Here is a 15,684-nt window from a genome sequence, read left to right as displayed (position 1 = left end):
AGCCCCCGAAGCGCTTGTCTTCGGGGGCTTTTGCATTGCGGCAGGTGGTTATTGGATGGAGGTTCTACGTACTTGACTGGTCCACAATGCTTGTGACTCGGCCGCCGATCGGTGCTTTGCATCGCGGGTCTGTGTGTACATCGACAACAGCCGGACCAGCAACGGTCATCGCGGCCGACAACGCTTCTTGGACTTCCGATTCTTCTTCGACCCGCCGTCCGTAGGCCCCCATAGCACGAGCAATCGCAGCGAAGTTGGTAGGGGGCAACGATATTTCGCTGGCTCTGTAGCCACACTGCGTCATACCTTGGTCAATCATGCCGTAGCCAGAATCGTTGAGGATGACCCACACCGCTGGAATCCGGTACTGCACGGCGGTGCTGATCTCGTTGTTCATCAGCATGGTGCCGTCACCGACAAGCGCAACGGCCTTGCGACCGGATGCGTACGCGCTGCCAAGCACACCGGTGCCCGCGTGTCCCATCGAGGCAAACGACGTGCTGATCCGGTACCGCCCGGGAGAATTGAAACGCAGTCGTTGCGTCGCCCACGCGAATGCGTTGCCTGCCTCCGCCAGAACGATGGCGGAACTCTCTTCAACAACGACACGTTGCACCGCCTGCAGCAGTAGTTGAGGTCGTACGGGACCCGCGCAGAGATGGTCTGGCGGTGGCGCTACAGGAGTCGAGATTCCGAGGTGCCACGAACGGGACCTTTTGGTCTCGACCTCCGACGTTGTCCGTCCCAAAGCCGTCAGCAGCTCGGCGAGGAATGTGCCTATTTCGCTGTGAACGGCGATCGTTGGAATGTCAGGGTATGAAGCACCTGGCACAGTCGGGTCGATGTCCACGTGGATCAATCCCCTCGGGGGGATCATCTCGGGGTTCCAGAACGAGGTCATCTCGCCGAGGCGCGAACCGAGCACCAAAACGCGCTCCGGGCGGTGCTCGCGCATGAATTCGAGCACGGCTCGGTCGCCACCGAACCCGGTGACGCCGACGAAGAGGGGATGGCTTTCCGGAAATATTCCCTTCGCGCGTGGTGAACAAAACACCGGTGCATCAATACGTTCGACGAGCTCATACACTTCCTTGGCCGCATGCCGTGCCCCGAAGCCGAGCCAAATCGCCGTCCGTTCCTTGCGCAGGATGTCGACGCAGGAGCGCACGTCTTCAGGTGATGCCTGCGGATCCACCGTCTGTACCAGCGGGGCGTTGATCGACACAGAGGCAGGCGACTTTTGGATCGCAACCGACAAGCTGACGTGGGCGACGAAGCTTCCCTTTCGTTGTAGCCCCTCTGCCAGCTTCCGGCGGATCTCGACCAGATCGGAGCTTGCTTCCACGATGACCCCGTAATGGAATAGGGGACCTGCAGCAAACATGTCTACGCCCAATGTTTGGGGGGTCGTCTCCTGCATAGGTGTCCGATTAACTTGCGAGATAGTCGTACAACCGGACACCAGAATCACCTTCGCGCCGTCGCTGCGGGCCGCCAGCAATCCCGTTAGCGCATTTGTGATGCCGGGACCGCTGGTGACACAAACGGCGACTGGCGAGCCAGAGGTGAGATATGCCTCAGTCGCGGCAAACGCCGCGCCCGCCTCGTGACGGAAATGCATGAGACGAATGTGGCTGTGCTCCAATGCGTCCCAAAGCGGAGCGATGGCACCTCCGCAGATACCGAATGCCGCTGTCACGCCCAGGTCGGCCAACATGGTTACCAGAGCTTCCGCAACGGTGCCGCGCGTGGCCGGTGCGGGAGGGATGACGTCATACTGCCGCTGCGTCCGCGTCGATTGAGCAGTCAACATATGCGGCTCCTGTCGGAGTTGGGCCATGCAGGACGTCGTTGTTGACTGCGAATCGTCTACAGCTTTGCCTAAGGTGTTGACACGGTGGTAAACACCGTCGGGCGGGCTCGTTACGATCGTCACGAAGTAGTTGCGCAATGTCAGGTAGATGTCAGCCGAGCGGAGCGCCGTTCTGTCACGCCGCGTGGCGAGCGCGAGGCAATCGATGCGCAATCCGCGTCGTCGGATGGACTCACTTACACTGCGAATCAGCGACTTTGGGCTGACAATAGCTCGCGTGCGAAACACACAAAGCAGGTGGCCGGTGACGACCGCATTGTGCACCGGATACTTTCTGGTTCTCTTGGACGTCACAGTGGTCAACATCGCATTACCGCAACTCGGCTCAGCTCTGCGGGCGAGCAGTTCTCAACTCGCCTGGACGGTAGACGCCTACACGGTACCCATGGCGGCGCTTCTGTTGGCTTCGGGAGCTGTGGGCGACCGGCTTGGGCACCGGGCGGTCGTCGTTATTGGATTCGTCGGGTTTGGCGTCGCTTCAACCGTATGCGCTGTGGCGCCAGTGATGTCGGTTCTGCTTCTTGGTCGAACGGCGCAGGGAGTGTGCGCCGCATTGATGCTCCCAGGAACCCTGGCCCTCATAGCTCAGTCCGCGAGCACGGAGCGCGCACGTACACGAGCAATAGGTGTTTGGGCCGCCATCGGTGGTGCCGCTTTGCCGGCCGGCCCGCCTTTAGGGGGGCTGCTGGTGCAGTTGGCGGGATGGCGCTCAGTGTTTTGGCTCGGCGTCCCGGTCATTATTGCCGCACTCGTGCCGATTATCCGGATCCCGCGCCACAACCCCGCCGCTGACAAACGTGCGCCGGTCGACTGGATTGGAGCCGTCTTCGTTGTCCTAATCCTCGCGTCCGCAGTAACTTTCATTCTTCAAGGCCGGGAAAATCGGGTTCTGGGGGCCGTCATGGCGGCGATGGCGGTTTGTGCCACCGGCGGCTTCTGGTATGCCGAGCGCCGCACGGCGCACCCACTAGTGCGGGTACCGGCCGGAGCGCGGTATCCCTTCGCAGTCGCATGCGCGGTAACCGCTTTGATGAGTCTCTGCGTCCTTGGGTCACTGTTCACCCTGACTCAGATCTTCCAAGTGGTTCACCACTTGAGCCCGATGTTGACTGGCCTAATCCTCTTGCCGGGCATGTTGCCGATGCCGGCGCTCGGCGGAGCCGCTGCAGCACTCACGCATAAATTGGGCCCATGGCGAACAAGTGCGCTGGGATTGATCGCGTCCGCGCTGGGGTTCGGCGGCATCGCGGGCGCAGTCGACGGGCCCAACTACCCGTTGTTGGTGTGCTCACTCGTGTTGTGGGGTAGCGGCCTTGGCGTTCTGACTCCGGCGATCGTCATCGCGGCGCTGAGAGTGCTGCCGGCGGCACCGGGCGCCGCCTCCGGCGCCAGCAACACTGCCAGGCACGCCGGTGGAGCGTTGGGGGTTGCCATCTTCAGCGCGGTCGCAGGATCCCCCGACATTCCGACGTTTACGAGAAGCGCGACCGAGTTGCTGGCAATCAGCGCGGTGGCGTATGGGATCGCGGCCGCGCTTTGTCTCACCGCGCAGGAGCGAGACCGAGTTCGGGAGCCCGCCGAGTCGACTCGATGGGCCAACTAGGGCACCGGCTTTTGCGTTTTAGGTGTCGCGGCGCTGGAAGAGGTAGTACCGCGCCGCAGTCTCCTCTCCCGCGCCTCCCCGTCTGCGCCGCGCTTCATCGAGGTCGACCTCATCGCCGGCCGACAGCAGAGTCCAGGCGGATGCGAAGCGTGTCTCCATCTCGGCGGGCTCGACGCCCCGCACGCCGAACCTCCCGCCGGGGCGGAACGCGACGATGAACAGGCGCGCGTCGGGCGCGGCCACCGCGCTGACCTCCCGGACATACGCCTCGCGATCGACGTCGCTCATGTTGTGTAGGCAGCCGTTGTCGACGATCAGCTCGAAGCCCGTGCCGATCCCGGTCTGACTCAGCCGCGTGACGTCGGCCTGGGCGAAGTTGACCGGCAGATCGGCGGCCTTGGCCCGGGCCTTCTCGAGTGCCCGGGGGACAAAGTCGACGCCGGTGACATTCCATCCGTGCTGTGCGAGGTAGACCGACGAGTCCCCGGTGCCGCATCCGAGATCGAGGGCCGATCCTGCGGGCAGTGGGGGCGTGTCATTGGTGCCCTCGACCAGGTCGCGCAACTTTTGTGCGATCGGATGACCATCCCATGGGGTGAATCCGACTCGGTAAAAGATCCGAAAGAGGGTGTGCTTGGAGGCCATGCCCCAACGGTATGCCTCAACCCGCTACATCGCGGCGGCGATGCGGCGCCATTGATCGCGCGGAAAGGCCTTCGGGTCGTCCGGCAGCACCTGGACGCACACGTGGTCGGCGCCCGCCGCGCGATGCTCGGCGACCCTGCGCATGATGGCCTCCTCGTCGCCCCACGCGATGATGGCGTCGAACAGCCGGTCGCTCACCTGGGCCAGGTCGTCGCCGGAGAACCCGGTGCGCAGCAGGTTGTTGGCGTAGTTCGGCAATGCCAGATACGCACGCAGCCAGTCGGTTCCGATGCGGCGCGCCCCGTCGGCGCTGTCGGTCAGGATCACGGTCTGCTCCGGCAGCAGCAGCGGGCCTTCGCCCAGCGTCGCACGGGCCGAGGCGGTGTGGTCGGGGGTGACCAGGTACGGGTGCGCCCCGCGGGCGCGGGTCGCGGCCAGGTGCAGCATCTTCGGGCCGAGCGCGGCGAGCACCCGGCTGTCGGCGGGTACGGGCTCTGGGGCGGCGTCCAGCCCGTCCAAGAATTCCGCCGTCGCCGCCAGCGGTCTGCGGTAGCGCCCGGGTTGGCCGGCGTCGATCAGCGGCGCGTGGCTGACGCCGATGCCCAGCAGGAAGCGGTCGCCGTGCCGGGCGGTCAGCGTCGCAAAAGACGCGGCGACGTCGCCGGGCGCATGCATCCACAGGTTGAGGATCCCCGTGGCGATCACGGTCCGTCTGGTCGCGGCGAGCAGGTTGCCCACCGCTTCGAGCACCGGCCCGCCGACGTCGGGTATCCACAGCGCCGGGAAGCCCAGTTCGTCCAATTCCGCTGCCGCGTCGGCGGATTCGGCCGGGTCGCCGTACCGAAGTTGACTGCTCCAGATTCCGACGCCGGTCAGTTCCATGGGCGATCGTTCCTTTCGTCGCGCACCGCGCCGTAGTCGGGCACCGGCATCGAGTCGTGCATGCGCACGCCCTTCGTGTTGAGTTTCGCCAGTGCCCGGGAAAGCGAGCCCGGCATCAGTGACACTAGCTGGGCGCCACGCGTCAACGCCCACACCCCGAGTCGTGAGCCGGGGATGATGCCCTTGGCGGCGCCGCGCGCGAAGGCCCGGCTGCGGTGCACCGGTTCGCGCATCTGCAATTCGTAGCCGGCGAACGCGCGCAGGTGGTCGCCGTCCGCCCGGGCGAGCTCGCCGGCCAGCACGTAGGCGCCCAGCACCGCAAGGCTGGTGCTGCCGCCCACCGCGGGGCCGGGGCAGTATCCCGCGTCGCCGACGAGGGTGACCCGCCGGCGCGACCATCGGTCCAGCCGGAGTTGGCTGATCGAATCGAAGTAGAACGCTGGTGTGTGGTCGATTTCGCCCAGCCAACGGTCGACCTGCTCGTGCATGTTCACGAACGCGTCACGCAGAAGCTCCTTCTGCCGCAACGCATCCCGGTGGTGGTAGTCCAGTTCCCGGCCGGAGCGGAACAGGAAGACGGCGCGCGCGTCGTCCAGGTGCTCGGCGGTGTAGATGGCCGCGACGCGTCCGACGCCGACGTGGCAGGTTATCTCGCCGGCGGTGGCCAGCTCCTTGGGCGCCGACACCACCGCCAGGTATCCGCCCAGGAATCGGGTGAGGTTGGCTTCGTCACCGAAGGTCAGCTGCCGGACGTTGGAGTGCAGCCCGTCGGCGCCGACGACAACGTCGAACCGGCGGGCGGGGGCATGCTCGAAGGTCACCTCGCCGTCGTGATCGATCGCTGTGATCGAGTCGCCGAACAAGTATTCGACGCGGTCGCGGCCGGCGGTGTAGTAGATCTCGCTGAGGTCGTCGCGCATGATCTCCACGTGCCGGTCCGAGGTGGCGGCGTAGATCTTGGTGAGGTCGATCTCGAAGGGCCGGGCCCGGCCCTCCCGATGCATGGTCATGCTGTTCGTTCCGGTGGCGAGCGCTTCGATCTGAGGCAGGACGCCCATGCTCGCTGATATCTCCATCGCGGGACGGAACAGGTCGACGGCGTGGCCGCCGGTCTTGCGCAGGGTGGGCGCGCGCTCGACCACGGTGACGTCGAAGCCATGACGGGTCAGCCAGTACGCCAGCACCGGTCCGGCGATGCTCGCGCCGGAGACCAGGACCCGCATGCCGACCTCCCGTTGCTACCGGACTCGGTAAGCCTAATCACGAGGACCGGCGGCGGCGCGGCCCGCTTAGGTCGCCGCAGTGCTTTGGTCTTGGGGCTAGAGTCCGTTGTCATGCGCTTCGGTCTCTTCATCCCGCAAGGCTGGCGAATGGATCTGGTCGACATCGAACCGGCGAAGCATTGGGCGGCGATGCGAGACCTGGCCACCTATGCCGACAACGGCGCGTGGGACTCGCTGTGGGTGTACGACCATTTCCACACCGTTCCGCTGCCAACCGGCGAAGCCACCCACGAGGCGTGGTCGCTGATGGCCGCCTACGGGGCCGTCACGTCGCGGATCAAACTCGGCCAGATGTGCACCGCGATGAGCTACCGCAATCCGGTGTACCTGGCCAAGGTCGCGGCGACCGCCGACATCATCTCCGGCGGGCGGATCCAGATGGGCATCGGCGGTGGGTGGTACGAACACGAATGGCGCGCTTACGGTTACGGCTTCCCCCCGGCGGGCGTGCGGCTGGGCCGCCTGGAAGAGGGCGTACAGATCATGCGGGACGCCTGGCGCGACGGCAAGGTCAGCTTCGACGGCAGGCATTACCAGGTGGACGGCGCCATCGTCGCCCCCAAGCCCTTGCAGGACAACGGGATCCCGCTGTGGATCGCCGGCGGCGGTGAAAAGGTGACCCTGCGCATCGCCGCGAAATATGCCCAGTACACCAACTTCACGCCGGAGCCCGAGGCGTTCGCCCACAAGTCGGAAGTGCTTGCGCGACACTGCGAACAGCTGGGCACCGACTTCGACGCCATCGTGCGGTCGGCCAACTTCAACGCCGTCGTCGGAACCTCGGACGCCGATGTCAAGGACCGGCTGGCGCGCGTCCGCGACCGTCTAGTCCGCTACGTGCCCGACGCGGCCGCCGATGCGATGCTCGCCGCGGGCAGTGGCCCCGATTCGGCGACGGGCACGCCGGAGCAGGTGATCGAGCGGATCGCCAAGCTGCGCGACCTCGGCTGCGAATACGCCATCTGCTACTTCCCGGAGGCCGCGTACGACCGTTCGGGCATCGAGTTGTTCGAGCGCGAGGTCATTCCCGCCCTGAGCTAGCTGGGAGCGATCGCAAGCGCGGCGAAGCCGGGCGCAGCGGGTCGCGACCATCAGCTAGATGTCGGAGGTGGTGTACCTCTTCTTGACGGGCGGCTCGGCCAGCAGCGGCGGCAACTCGGTGAGCCGGCCCTCGCCGGCGCGAAACGCGCGGTAGGCCTCGTCGTGCCCGACCGTGTCCCATATCTCGTAGATGAGCCAGTGGGCTTCGTCGTCCTCGTCGACGAGCACATCGGTGCCCAGGTTCCCGGCGAACGCCCGGGTGTCTTTCAGCGCCCGGCCCATGACCTCGCGCGCCTGCGGCACCGCGTCGGGCTTGAACTTCAGTTCGAGTATCACCGTGACTGGCATTGGTCGTCTCCTTACGTCGCCTCGCCAAGATAGCCCAGCCCCACGCTCGCGCACGCTAATGAGAATGCGGTTTCCACTTTTCGGAAAGCTGTTATACGGTTCGGTGAGCAACATTCTGTTGGCGGCGCCTCTGGAGGATCCACCGATGCAAAAAGCACTCGCGCCCGAGATCTCGACCTGGCCCGACGAGAGCCCACAGCTGATCGGCAGTCGGTGCGGCAGCTGCGGGGCCACCACCTTCCCGGTGCAGCAGTGGTGCCCGCGTTGCAGCGCCGGCGAGATGACCGACGTGTTCCTGCCGCGGCGCGGAACGCTGGTCGCGTGGACCACCCAGGGCTTCCCGCCCGGGGCTCCCTACGCCGGCCCCACCGGCAAGGACTTCGTCCCGTTCGGGGTGGGGCTGGTCCAGCTCGGCGACGTGATCCGGGTCGAGGGGCGGTTGACCGAGAACGACCCGGCCAAGCTGCAATTCGGGCAGGAGGTCGAGCTCACCATGGTGCCTTTGACCACCGACGAAGAGGGCGGCGAAATCATGACGTTCGCATTCCAGCCGGTCTCAACTTCTCCGGAAGGAGCCTGAGATGACCAACGACGTCGCCATCATCGGCGTGGGCCTGCACCCCTTCGGTCGGTTCGACAAGACCGCAATGCAGATGGGTGCCGAGGCCGTCCAGTCCGCACTGAAGGACGCGGGCGTGGCGTGGAAGGACATTCAGTTCGGCTTCGGCGGCAGCCACGAGGTGTCCAACCCCGACGCCGTGACCCGCCTCGTCGGGCTGACCGGCATCACGTTCACCAACGTGTTCAACGCGTGCGCCACCGCCGCGAGCGCGATTCAGCAGACCGCCGACACGATCCGGCTTGGCAAGTACGACATCGGTATCGCCATCGGCCTGGACAAACACCCGCGCGGCGCCTTCACCGACGACCCCGCCAAGCTGGCGCTGCCGCAGTGGTACGCCCAGAACGGACAGTTCGTCACCACCAAGTTCTTCGGCATCAAGGCCAACAAGTACATCCATGACCACAACATCTCCCAGGGCACGCTGGCCAAGGTGGCGGCCAAGAACTTCCGTAACGGTGCGCTGAATCCGAATGCGTTCCGCCGCAAGCCGATTCCCGAGGACGAGATCCTCAACTCGGCGGTGCTCAATTACCCGCTGACGCAGTACATGTTCTGCGCGCCCGACGAGGGCGCCGCCGCGGTGATCATGTGCCGCGCCGACCTGGCGCACAAGTTCACCGACAAGCCGGTGTACGTGCGTGCCTGCGAGATCCGGACCCGGCGGTACGGGGCCTACGAGGTGCACGCCACGTCGGCCCCGCTGGACGAGGACGCGTCACCGACGGTGTACGCGGCCAAGGCGGCCTACGAGGCGGCGGGCGTCGGGCCCGAGGACGTCGACGTCGCGCAACTGCAGGACACCGACGCCGGCGCCGAGGTGATCCACATGGCCGAGACGGGCCTGTGCGCCGACGGCGAGCAGGAGAAGCTGGTGGCCGACGGCGCCACCGAGATTCACGGCTCGATGCCGGTGAACACCGACGGCGGGTTGATCGCCAACGGCGAGCCGATCGGCGCATCCGGATTGCGGCAGATGCACGAACTGGTGCGCCAGTTGCGCGGTGAGGCGGGCGAGCGTCAGGTGCCGGGAAATCCGCGCGTCGGCCTGGCCCAGGTGTACGGCGCCCCGGGCACCGCCTCGGCGACCATCCTGTCGCTGTAGCCGGTGGCGCGGCGCCCGGCGGGAACCATGCGTGCGCGCCCGAATTCGATATCGCGGGTGATATCAAAATCCGCGAGCGTCGCATGGTCCGGCAGAGCGGCCGTGGTTGCCCGCTAAATCGCCGGTCCCAGAAGGTCGTCCGCGTCGCGGATGATGTAGCCGTAGCCCTGCTCGGCGAGGAAGCGCTGCCGGTGCGCGGCGTACTCGGCGTCCAGGCTGTCGCGCGCCACCACCGAGTAGAAGATGGCCCCGCCACCGTCGGCCTTCGGCCGCAGCAACCGCCCCAGCCGCTGAGCCTCCTCCTGGCGCGAGCCGAAGGTCCCCGAAACCTGTACGGCCACGGACGCTTCCGGCAAGTCGATGGAGAAGTTGGCGACCTTGGACACCACCAGCGTGGACACCTCGCCGCGGCGGAAGGCGTCGAAGAGCTCCTCGCGTTCCTTGGTCCGGGTCGATCCCTGGATCACCGGCGCGTTCAGCTCGGCACCCAGCTCGTCGAGCTGGTCGAGGTAGGCGCCGATCACCAGCGTCTGCTCGCCGGGGTGCTTGTCCAGAATCGACCTGACCACGGCGATCTTGGAGTGCGCCGTCGAGCAAAGTTTGTAGCGCTCTTCGGGTTCCGCGGTGGCGTACATCATCCGCTCGTTGTCGGTCATGGTGACCCGCACCTCGACACACTCGGCCGGCGCGATCCAGCCCTGCGCCTCGATGTCCTTCCACGGGGCGTCGTAGCGCTTCGGGCCGATCAGGGAGAACACGTCGCCCTCGCGTCCGTCTTCGCGGACAAGCGTGGCGGTCAGGCCCAGGCGCCGCTTGGATTGCAGGTCGGCGGTCATCCGGAACACCGGCGCCGGCAGCAGGTGGACCTCGTCGTAGATGATCAGCCCCCAGTCGCGGCTGTCGAAGAGCTCCAGGTGCCGGTACTCGCCCTTGGTGCGGCGGGTGATCATCTGGTACGTCGAGATCGTGACGGGCCGAATCTCCTTGCGCTCACCCGAATACTCGCCGACTTCGTCCTCGGTCAGCGAGGTGCGCGCGACCAACTCGCGCTTCCATTGCCGCGCCGCGACGACGTTGGTGACCAGGATCAGCGTCGTCGCGCTGGCCTTCGCCATCGCGGCCGCGCCCACCAGTGTCTTGCCGGCCCCGCACGGAAGCACCACCACCCCGGACCCGCCGGCCCAGAACGAGTCGGTGGCCATCTGCTGGTAGTCGCGCAGGTGCCAGCCGTCCTGCGCCAGGCTGATCGGGTGCCCCTCGCCGTCGACGTAGCCCGCGAGATCCTCGGCGGGCCAGCCGATCTTGAGCAGCATCTGCTTGACGCGGCCGCGCTCGCTGGGGTGCACGACGACGGTGTCGTCGTCGATCCGGGCGCCGAGCATGGGGGCGATCTTCTTGTTGCGCAGCACCTCCTCGAGCACCGCGCGGTCCAGGCTCACCAGGGTCAGGCCATGCGCCGGGTGCTTCACCAGCTGCAGGCGGCCGTAGCGGGCCATGGTGTCGACGATGTCGACGAGCAGCGGCTGGGGCACCGCGTAGCGCGAGAAGCTGACCAGCGCGTCGACCACCTGTTCGGCGTCGTGACCGGCGGCGCGGGCATTCCACAGCGCCAACGGCGTGATGCGGTAGGTGTGCACGTGCTCGGGCGCGCGCTCGAGCTCGGCGAAGGGCGCGATGGCGGCACGCGCCGCGCCGGCCAACTCGTGGTCGACCTCGAGCAGCACCGTCTTGTCGGACTGCACAATCAACGGGCCGTCAGTCAATGGCCCAACTCCTTCTCATCGTCTCGCGGGCGCGCTCATCGTCTCGCGGGCGTGCCTCGCCGCAATCCATTATCGACCGTTGGCCGACACCACCGACGTGATGCGGTGGATGGCGAAGTCGCGCAGCCGCCCGGACGCCGAGTCGAAGGCGGTCAGCTGACCGCCCCGGACGGTGATCGGCGACACGACGCGCTGGGTGGCGACGCCGGCCGCGTCTAGATAACCGATCACCAGCGTGTCTTGTTCCCTGGCCGCACGCTGCAACAGCGACATGGTGACCGCCGGATCGACGCGAATGTTGCCGAACGGCGCGGCGGTCACCTTTCGCAGCACCGCGACCACGGCGTTGAGGCTCTCGGTGTTGGGACGCGGCATCGGGCGGTAGGGCCGCCGCTGCTGGGGCGTGGGCACCCGGGCGCCCCGCGGCCGGACGTCGACGATGGCGCCGGTGGAGTCCTCGGCGGCGGGGGCGAAGCCCGCGGCCCGCAATGCGAGCAGCACCTCGGCGATCGGCGCCGGAGACACCGCGACCGTCGGCGCCAGGGCGCGCAGTTGCACGCCCTCGGTCGCGGGGGCGGCGACGGCCTGGGCCAGCAGCGCGGGGTCCTCGCAGCGTACGAACGAGGCCGCCATCCCGATCCGCAGCTGGCCGTGCCGGCGTGCGACATCGTCGATGAGATAGGTAAGTCCTTGGGGGACAGGAGTTTTAGAGTGCTTGGCGAACAGGGCGTGCATCCAGTCGCGGGTCTTACCGACGTCGAGCGCATGCCGGATCGTCTGCTCGCTGACGCGGTACACCATCGCGGTGCCGGCCGATTCGACGGTGGCCACCGCGGCCAGCTGCTCGGCGAGGTCGCGCTGCAGTGGACCCGGCACGACGACGGTCAGGTCGGCCTGGATCAGGAAGTAATCGATCGGTTTGGGTAGGGCCCGCGCCATGGCGTCGACCGCGGCGTCGGCGCCTTCGTCCAGTAGTGCCCGAGCAGGGGTGCTGAGCGCCCCCCGTCCCACCAGCCCCAACGCCTGGCTCTCGGCCAGCAGGTCACCCACGGGCCCCGGCTGCAACCGCCTGGCCCAGCGCGGTCGCCGCCACACGAGGGCAGCCGACGCCTCGGCGGCGTTGACGCCGGCGCCCGCGGGCAATTGCGCCAGCGTGCCCAGCAACAGCCGGCGATCCAGCGGCGCGGCGGTCGAGTACAGCGCATCGGTAAGGGCGCCATAGGGTTTGGCGTCGGGACCGCGGGTTCCGATCAAGGCCGGCCGGCTCGGCAGGTCGAGCCAGCTACTGGCCAGCAGCTGCCAGCGTTCGGCGGTGGGCATGGCCGTGAACCGGTCGATGGCCACGGTCGGCCCCCAGTACGGCCCCTCGCCGGTGGCCGGTTCCGGGTCGGGCATCCCGCTCGCGATCAGGCCGGCCGCGGCCGCCACCTCGAGAATGAGCCCCAGCCGTGACTCGTCGATGCCGGTGGTCTTGCTGAGCCGTTTGACGTCACGAATTCCCAACCCACCGCTGCGTAGCTCGGAAACCGGTGCGGCGGCCAGAGTTTCGATGAGAACGTCGAGTTCGCGCAACAGGTCGATGGTGGCCCCGGCCACCGCCGCGTCGACGTCGTCGGTGGTGGTGGTCGACACCACCGGGTCAGGCGCCGTCAGTCGCATGGGCCCGGGCCGTTCGCCGCGCAGCACCTGCCCGACGTGGCGGGGCAGGATCACCGTCTCGGCGTCGATGCGTCGCAACAGGCCCATCGCCAGCAGCTGGGGCACCGGCCGGTCCGCGGGGGCGCCGGGCGCGGCGTCACGGGTGCGGCCCAACGGGGAACCCTCGAGGAGCTTCTCCAGCACGTCGAGCTGCGCCTGAGTCAACCCGTCGATGAGACCGGCGATCTCCTCGCCGGTGCGAGACGCGGCCTCGAGGGTGACCTGGCCCGGGTGCCACGGCAGGGCGGCGCCGGCGTCGGGTGCGACGCGCAACGCCGCATCGCCCCAGACCAGCGCGCGCTCCCGGAGATCGTCCAACGCCCCCATCACGTCGGACTCGGGAGCGCGTTCACCGATCAGGGCGAACAGTTTTGCCGTGGGCACCGGCGTGGCATCGGCCTGCAGCACCAACAACGCGTCGAGCACCGCCAGCCGCAGGAAGTCGAGCTCGTCGGTGGCGGCCTTGACCGACTGGCGGGCCTGCGCGCGGGCGGCCAGCGCAGCGATGCTGCCGGGCGGCGGCTGGGCGAGGTCCGGCCGCAGCTCTAGCAGGCGGATCAGCCGCTCGTCGGGCAAGTCGGCCAGCCACGACCCCAGCGGAATATCCGGGGTGTTGTCGGTCATTGCTGACCAGCGTAAAACAGTCGGCGGGTGCTGAGCAGGCAACGAACGCCGGCAGCTCGTCGGCCGAACTGGCGATCTTGCACGACGCGCGCAAGAGCGACCTGTCAGAATGGACGGCGTGGCTGACACTGCTGAGGGCAAAGCCCGCAAAACCAGGTATGTCGACAACGGGTGGCCGACGACGGACCCCGACGACCACGCGGTGAGCGAACTCGTGACCGACCGGACGGGGGCGTTGTCGCCCTTCGGCGAGATGGTGTTCCCGCTGCCCTCCACGGACCTGCCCTACCTGCACCCGGTCACCGTCGTTAACCGGTAGGCGCCAGGATGGCTAGGGCCTCCGAGGCCGCCAAGCCCCCGGCGAGCTGGACGTCGGGTGAATCCCCTCCGGGCGCGCTGTCACACCTGGATGACCGTGGTGCGGCGCACATGGTCGACGTCAGCGACAAGGGCGCGACCAAGCGCACCGCCGTCGCCGCGGGTGCCTTACACACGTCGCCGCGCGTCGTGGAGCTGATCTCGGCCGGGGGCCTGCCCAAGGGCGACGCACTGGCCACCGCCCGGGTGGCGGGCATCCTGGCGGCCAAGCGCACCAGCGACCTGATACCGCTCTGCCACCAGTTGGCGCTCACCGGAGTCGACGTGGAATTCACCGTGGGGGAGTCCGACATCGAGATCACCGCGACGGTCCGAAGCACCGACCGCACGGGCGTGGAAATGGAGGCGCTGACCGCCGTCAGCGTGGCCGGACTGACGCTCTACGACATGATCAAAGCGGTCGACCCTGCCGCACGCCTCGATGGCATTCGGGTGCTGCGCAAGGAAGGCGGCAAGACCGGAACGTGGGAGAGGTGATGGGCACCCGATCCGCCCGCATCATCATCGCCTCGACTCGCGCGTCGGCGGGAGTGTACGACGACCGGTGCGGGCCGATCATCGCCGAATGGCTCGGTGAGCGGGGGTTTTCGTTCCCCGAGCCGGAGGTGGTCGCCGACGGTGATCCGGTGGGCGACGCCCTGCGCAAGGCGGTCCGCGACGGCGTGGACGTCATCATCACCTCCGGCGGCACCGGCATCTCGCCGAGCGACAGCACCCCCGACCAGACCGTGGCGGTGCTGGACTACATGGTCCCGGGGCTGGCCGACGCCATTCGCCGGTCGGGGCTGCCCAAGGTGCCGACGTCGGTGTTGTCACGCGGCGTTTGCGGCGTGGCGGGCCGGACGCTGATCGTCAACCTGCCGGGTTCACCCGGCGGGGTGCGCGACGGCCTGGGTGTGCTCGCCGACGTGCTCGATCACGCGCTCGATCAGCTCGCCGGAGGAGATCACCAGCAATGACGCTCGTGGTCCGCGCGGCCATGACCGATCACCCGATCTTCTTGGCCGAGCACGAAGAATTGGTGGGCCATCAGTCGGCCGGCGCCATCGTCGGCTTCGTCGGCATGATCCGGGACCACGACGGCGGGCGTCGGGTGGTGCGGCTGGAGTACTCCTCGCATCCGTCGGCTGAGCAAGTCTTGGCCAAGGTGGTCTCCGACGTCGCGGAACAGTCGAGCGGGGTGCGCGCCGTTGCGGCGAGCCACCGGATCGGGGTGCTGCGCATCGGCGAGGCGGCGCTGGTGGCGGCGGTGGCCGCCGACCACCGCGAGGAGGCGTTCGCGACCTGTGCCCTGCTGGTCGACGAGATCAAGGCGCGGCTACCGGTGTGGAAACACCAGTTCTTCGACGACGGAACAGAAGAATGGGTGGGCTCGGCGTAACGCCGTGACGATTGGAATGCCGGCACGCCCCGAAGCGTCGACGTTCGAGGCGTGCCGGGCAGTCTGACTTGCGGAACTCAGGTGGCCGGGGACGGCTGCGCGATCGCGTCCAGCGCGTCGTTGCCCTGAATGTCCTGCGCCCGGATGGCGTCCCACAGCTGCTTCGTGTAGCCGACCGTGGAAACCTCCTGCGGCATGTTGGCCGGCACGAAGCCGCGGAAGTCGTCGGCTGGGGGCGCCGGCGGCACGTCGGCGGGAGGCGCCGGGGGCAGGTCCGCCGGAGCGGCGGGCGGCATGGCGTCGGCCGGCGGCGCGGGCGGCTCGTCGGCCGGAGGAGCCGGCTGGTCGAAGCCGGCCAGCTGCACCGGGCCGGTGCCGCGCCGCACGCCGGCCGCGCGCTCGACGTACTGCTCGACGACATCGGTGACGGCGGGTTGC

At 67.7% G+C, this 15,684-nt stretch carries 15 protein-coding genes and 1 pseudogene; 8 read left to right on the top strand and 8 right to left on the bottom strand.

The genetic code is table 11. The features are described from left to right. Positions 1-64: 64 nt before the first annotated feature. Positions 65-2,137, bottom strand: coding sequence for a thiamine pyrophosphate-dependent enzyme (locus A9X04_RS26840; protein ID WP_231985824.1), 2,073 nt, complete (start codon positions 2,135-2,137; stop codon positions 65-67). Between A9X04_RS26840 and A9X04_RS26835 the strand changes: the two genes are divergently transcribed. Further along, positions 2,118-3,476: an MFS transporter gene (locus tag A9X04_RS26835; protein WP_067927506.1), complete on the top strand. Its 1,359-nt coding sequence runs from the start codon at positions 2,118-2,120 to the stop codon at positions 3,474-3,476. The two genes, A9X04_RS26840 and A9X04_RS26835, sit on opposite strands and share 20 nt — an antisense overlap. A gap of 18 nt (positions 3,477-3,494) precedes the next feature. On the opposite strand, the gene A9X04_RS26830 is transcribed toward A9X04_RS26835, so the two are convergent. From A9X04_RS26830 to A9X04_RS26820, 3 genes are read right to left on the bottom strand one after another with little or no spacing between them, the layout of a single operon-like run. Further along, positions 3,495-4,121, bottom strand: a complete 627-nt coding sequence (locus A9X04_RS26830) for a bifunctional 2-polyprenyl-6-hydroxyphenol methylase/3-demethylubiquinol 3-O-methyltransferase UbiG (RefSeq protein ID WP_067927464.1) — start codon at positions 4,119-4,121, stop codon at positions 3,495-3,497. Between the two features lie 24 nt (positions 4,122-4,145). Then, positions 4,146-5,003 (bottom strand): LLM class F420-dependent oxidoreductase, encoded by an 858-nt coding sequence (locus A9X04_RS26825; RefSeq protein ID WP_067927462.1) that lies wholly within the window; start codon positions 5,001-5,003, stop codon positions 4,146-4,148. After that, positions 4,994-6,226, bottom strand: a complete 1,233-nt coding sequence (locus A9X04_RS26820; RefSeq protein WP_067927459.1) for an FAD-dependent monooxygenase — start codon at positions 6,224-6,226, stop codon at positions 4,994-4,996. The genes A9X04_RS26825 and A9X04_RS26820 overlap by 10 nt, the downstream gene beginning before the upstream one ends. Before the next feature lie 111 nt (positions 6,227-6,337). Here A9X04_RS26820 and A9X04_RS26815 point away from each other — a divergent pair, with 111 nt between their 5' ends. Then, positions 6,338-7,327 (top strand): LLM class F420-dependent oxidoreductase, encoded by a 990-nt coding sequence (locus A9X04_RS26815; protein WP_067927456.1) that lies wholly within the window; start codon positions 6,338-6,340, stop codon positions 7,325-7,327. Positions 7,328-7,381: 54 nt separating this feature from the next. Here the strand turns inward: A9X04_RS26815 and A9X04_RS26810 are convergent, their stop codons facing one another. Beyond that, on the bottom strand, positions 7,382-7,675 hold the full coding sequence (locus tag A9X04_RS26810) for a putative quinol monooxygenase (protein ID WP_067927448.1): 294 nt from the start codon (positions 7,673-7,675) through the stop codon (positions 7,382-7,384). Positions 7,676-7,820: 145 nt separating this feature from the next. On the opposite strand from A9X04_RS26810, the gene A9X04_RS26805 reads away from it, so the two are divergent. Continuing rightward, positions 7,821-8,255, top strand: a complete 435-nt coding sequence (locus tag A9X04_RS26805; protein WP_067927503.1) for a Zn-ribbon domain-containing OB-fold protein — start codon at positions 7,821-7,823, stop codon at positions 8,253-8,255. A gap of 1 nt (position 8,256) precedes the next feature. Then, positions 8,257-9,402 carry a thiolase family protein gene (locus tag A9X04_RS26800; RefSeq protein WP_067927445.1) on the top strand — a complete coding sequence of 382 codons (1,146 nt, stop codon included), beginning with the start codon at positions 8,257-8,259 and terminating at the stop codon, positions 9,400-9,402. A gap of 113 nt (positions 9,403-9,515) precedes the next feature. Here A9X04_RS26800 and A9X04_RS26795 read toward each other — a convergent pair whose 3' ends face one another. After that, complete coding sequence (locus tag A9X04_RS26795) at positions 9,516-11,165, bottom strand: DNA repair helicase XPB (protein ID WP_067927443.1); 1,650 nt, start codon at positions 11,163-11,165, stop codon at positions 9,516-9,518. Between the two features lie 69 nt (positions 11,166-11,234). Beyond that, positions 11,235-13,487, bottom strand: coding sequence for a helicase-associated domain-containing protein (locus tag A9X04_RS26790; RefSeq protein WP_067927439.1), 2,253 nt, complete (start codon positions 13,485-13,487; stop codon positions 11,235-11,237). A 118-nt stretch (positions 13,488-13,605) separates the two neighbouring features. Between A9X04_RS26790 and A9X04_RS26785 the strand changes: the two genes are divergently transcribed. From A9X04_RS26785 to A9X04_RS26770, 4 genes are read left to right on the top strand one after another with little or no spacing between them, the layout of a single operon-like run. Next, entirely contained in the window at positions 13,606-13,806 is a 201-nt protein-coding gene (locus tag A9X04_RS26785) for a hypothetical protein (RefSeq protein WP_090421285.1), read from the top strand. Between the two features lie 8 nt (positions 13,807-13,814). Further along, a complete protein-coding gene (moaC, locus tag A9X04_RS26780) occupies positions 13,815-14,342 on the top strand; it encodes a cyclic pyranopterin monophosphate synthase MoaC (protein WP_082975267.1) in 528 nt (175 codons plus the stop codon). Beyond that, complete coding sequence (locus tag A9X04_RS26775; protein ID WP_067927427.1) at positions 14,342-14,824, top strand: molybdenum cofactor biosynthesis protein B; 483 nt, start codon at positions 14,342-14,344, stop codon at positions 14,822-14,824. The genes moaC and A9X04_RS26775 overlap by 1 nt, the downstream gene beginning before the upstream one ends. Further along, on the top strand, positions 14,821-15,246 hold the full coding sequence (locus A9X04_RS26770; RefSeq protein WP_067927424.1) for a molybdenum cofactor biosynthesis protein MoaE: 426 nt from the start codon (positions 14,821-14,823) through the stop codon (positions 15,244-15,246). The genes A9X04_RS26775 and A9X04_RS26770 overlap by 4 nt, the downstream gene beginning before the upstream one ends. A gap of 77 nt (positions 15,247-15,323) precedes the next feature. Here A9X04_RS26770 and A9X04_RS26765 read toward each other — a convergent pair. Then, positions 15,324-15,684, bottom strand: a pseudogene (locus A9X04_RS26765) (hypothetical protein); the annotation flags it as partial.

Origin of the sequence: Mycobacterium sp. E3247 (assembly GCF_001667785.1) — a bacterium.
Lineage (GTDB): Bacteria > Actinomycetota > Actinomycetes > Mycobacteriales > Mycobacteriaceae > Mycobacterium.
This window is presented reverse-complemented; position numbering and strand designations above follow the sequence as displayed.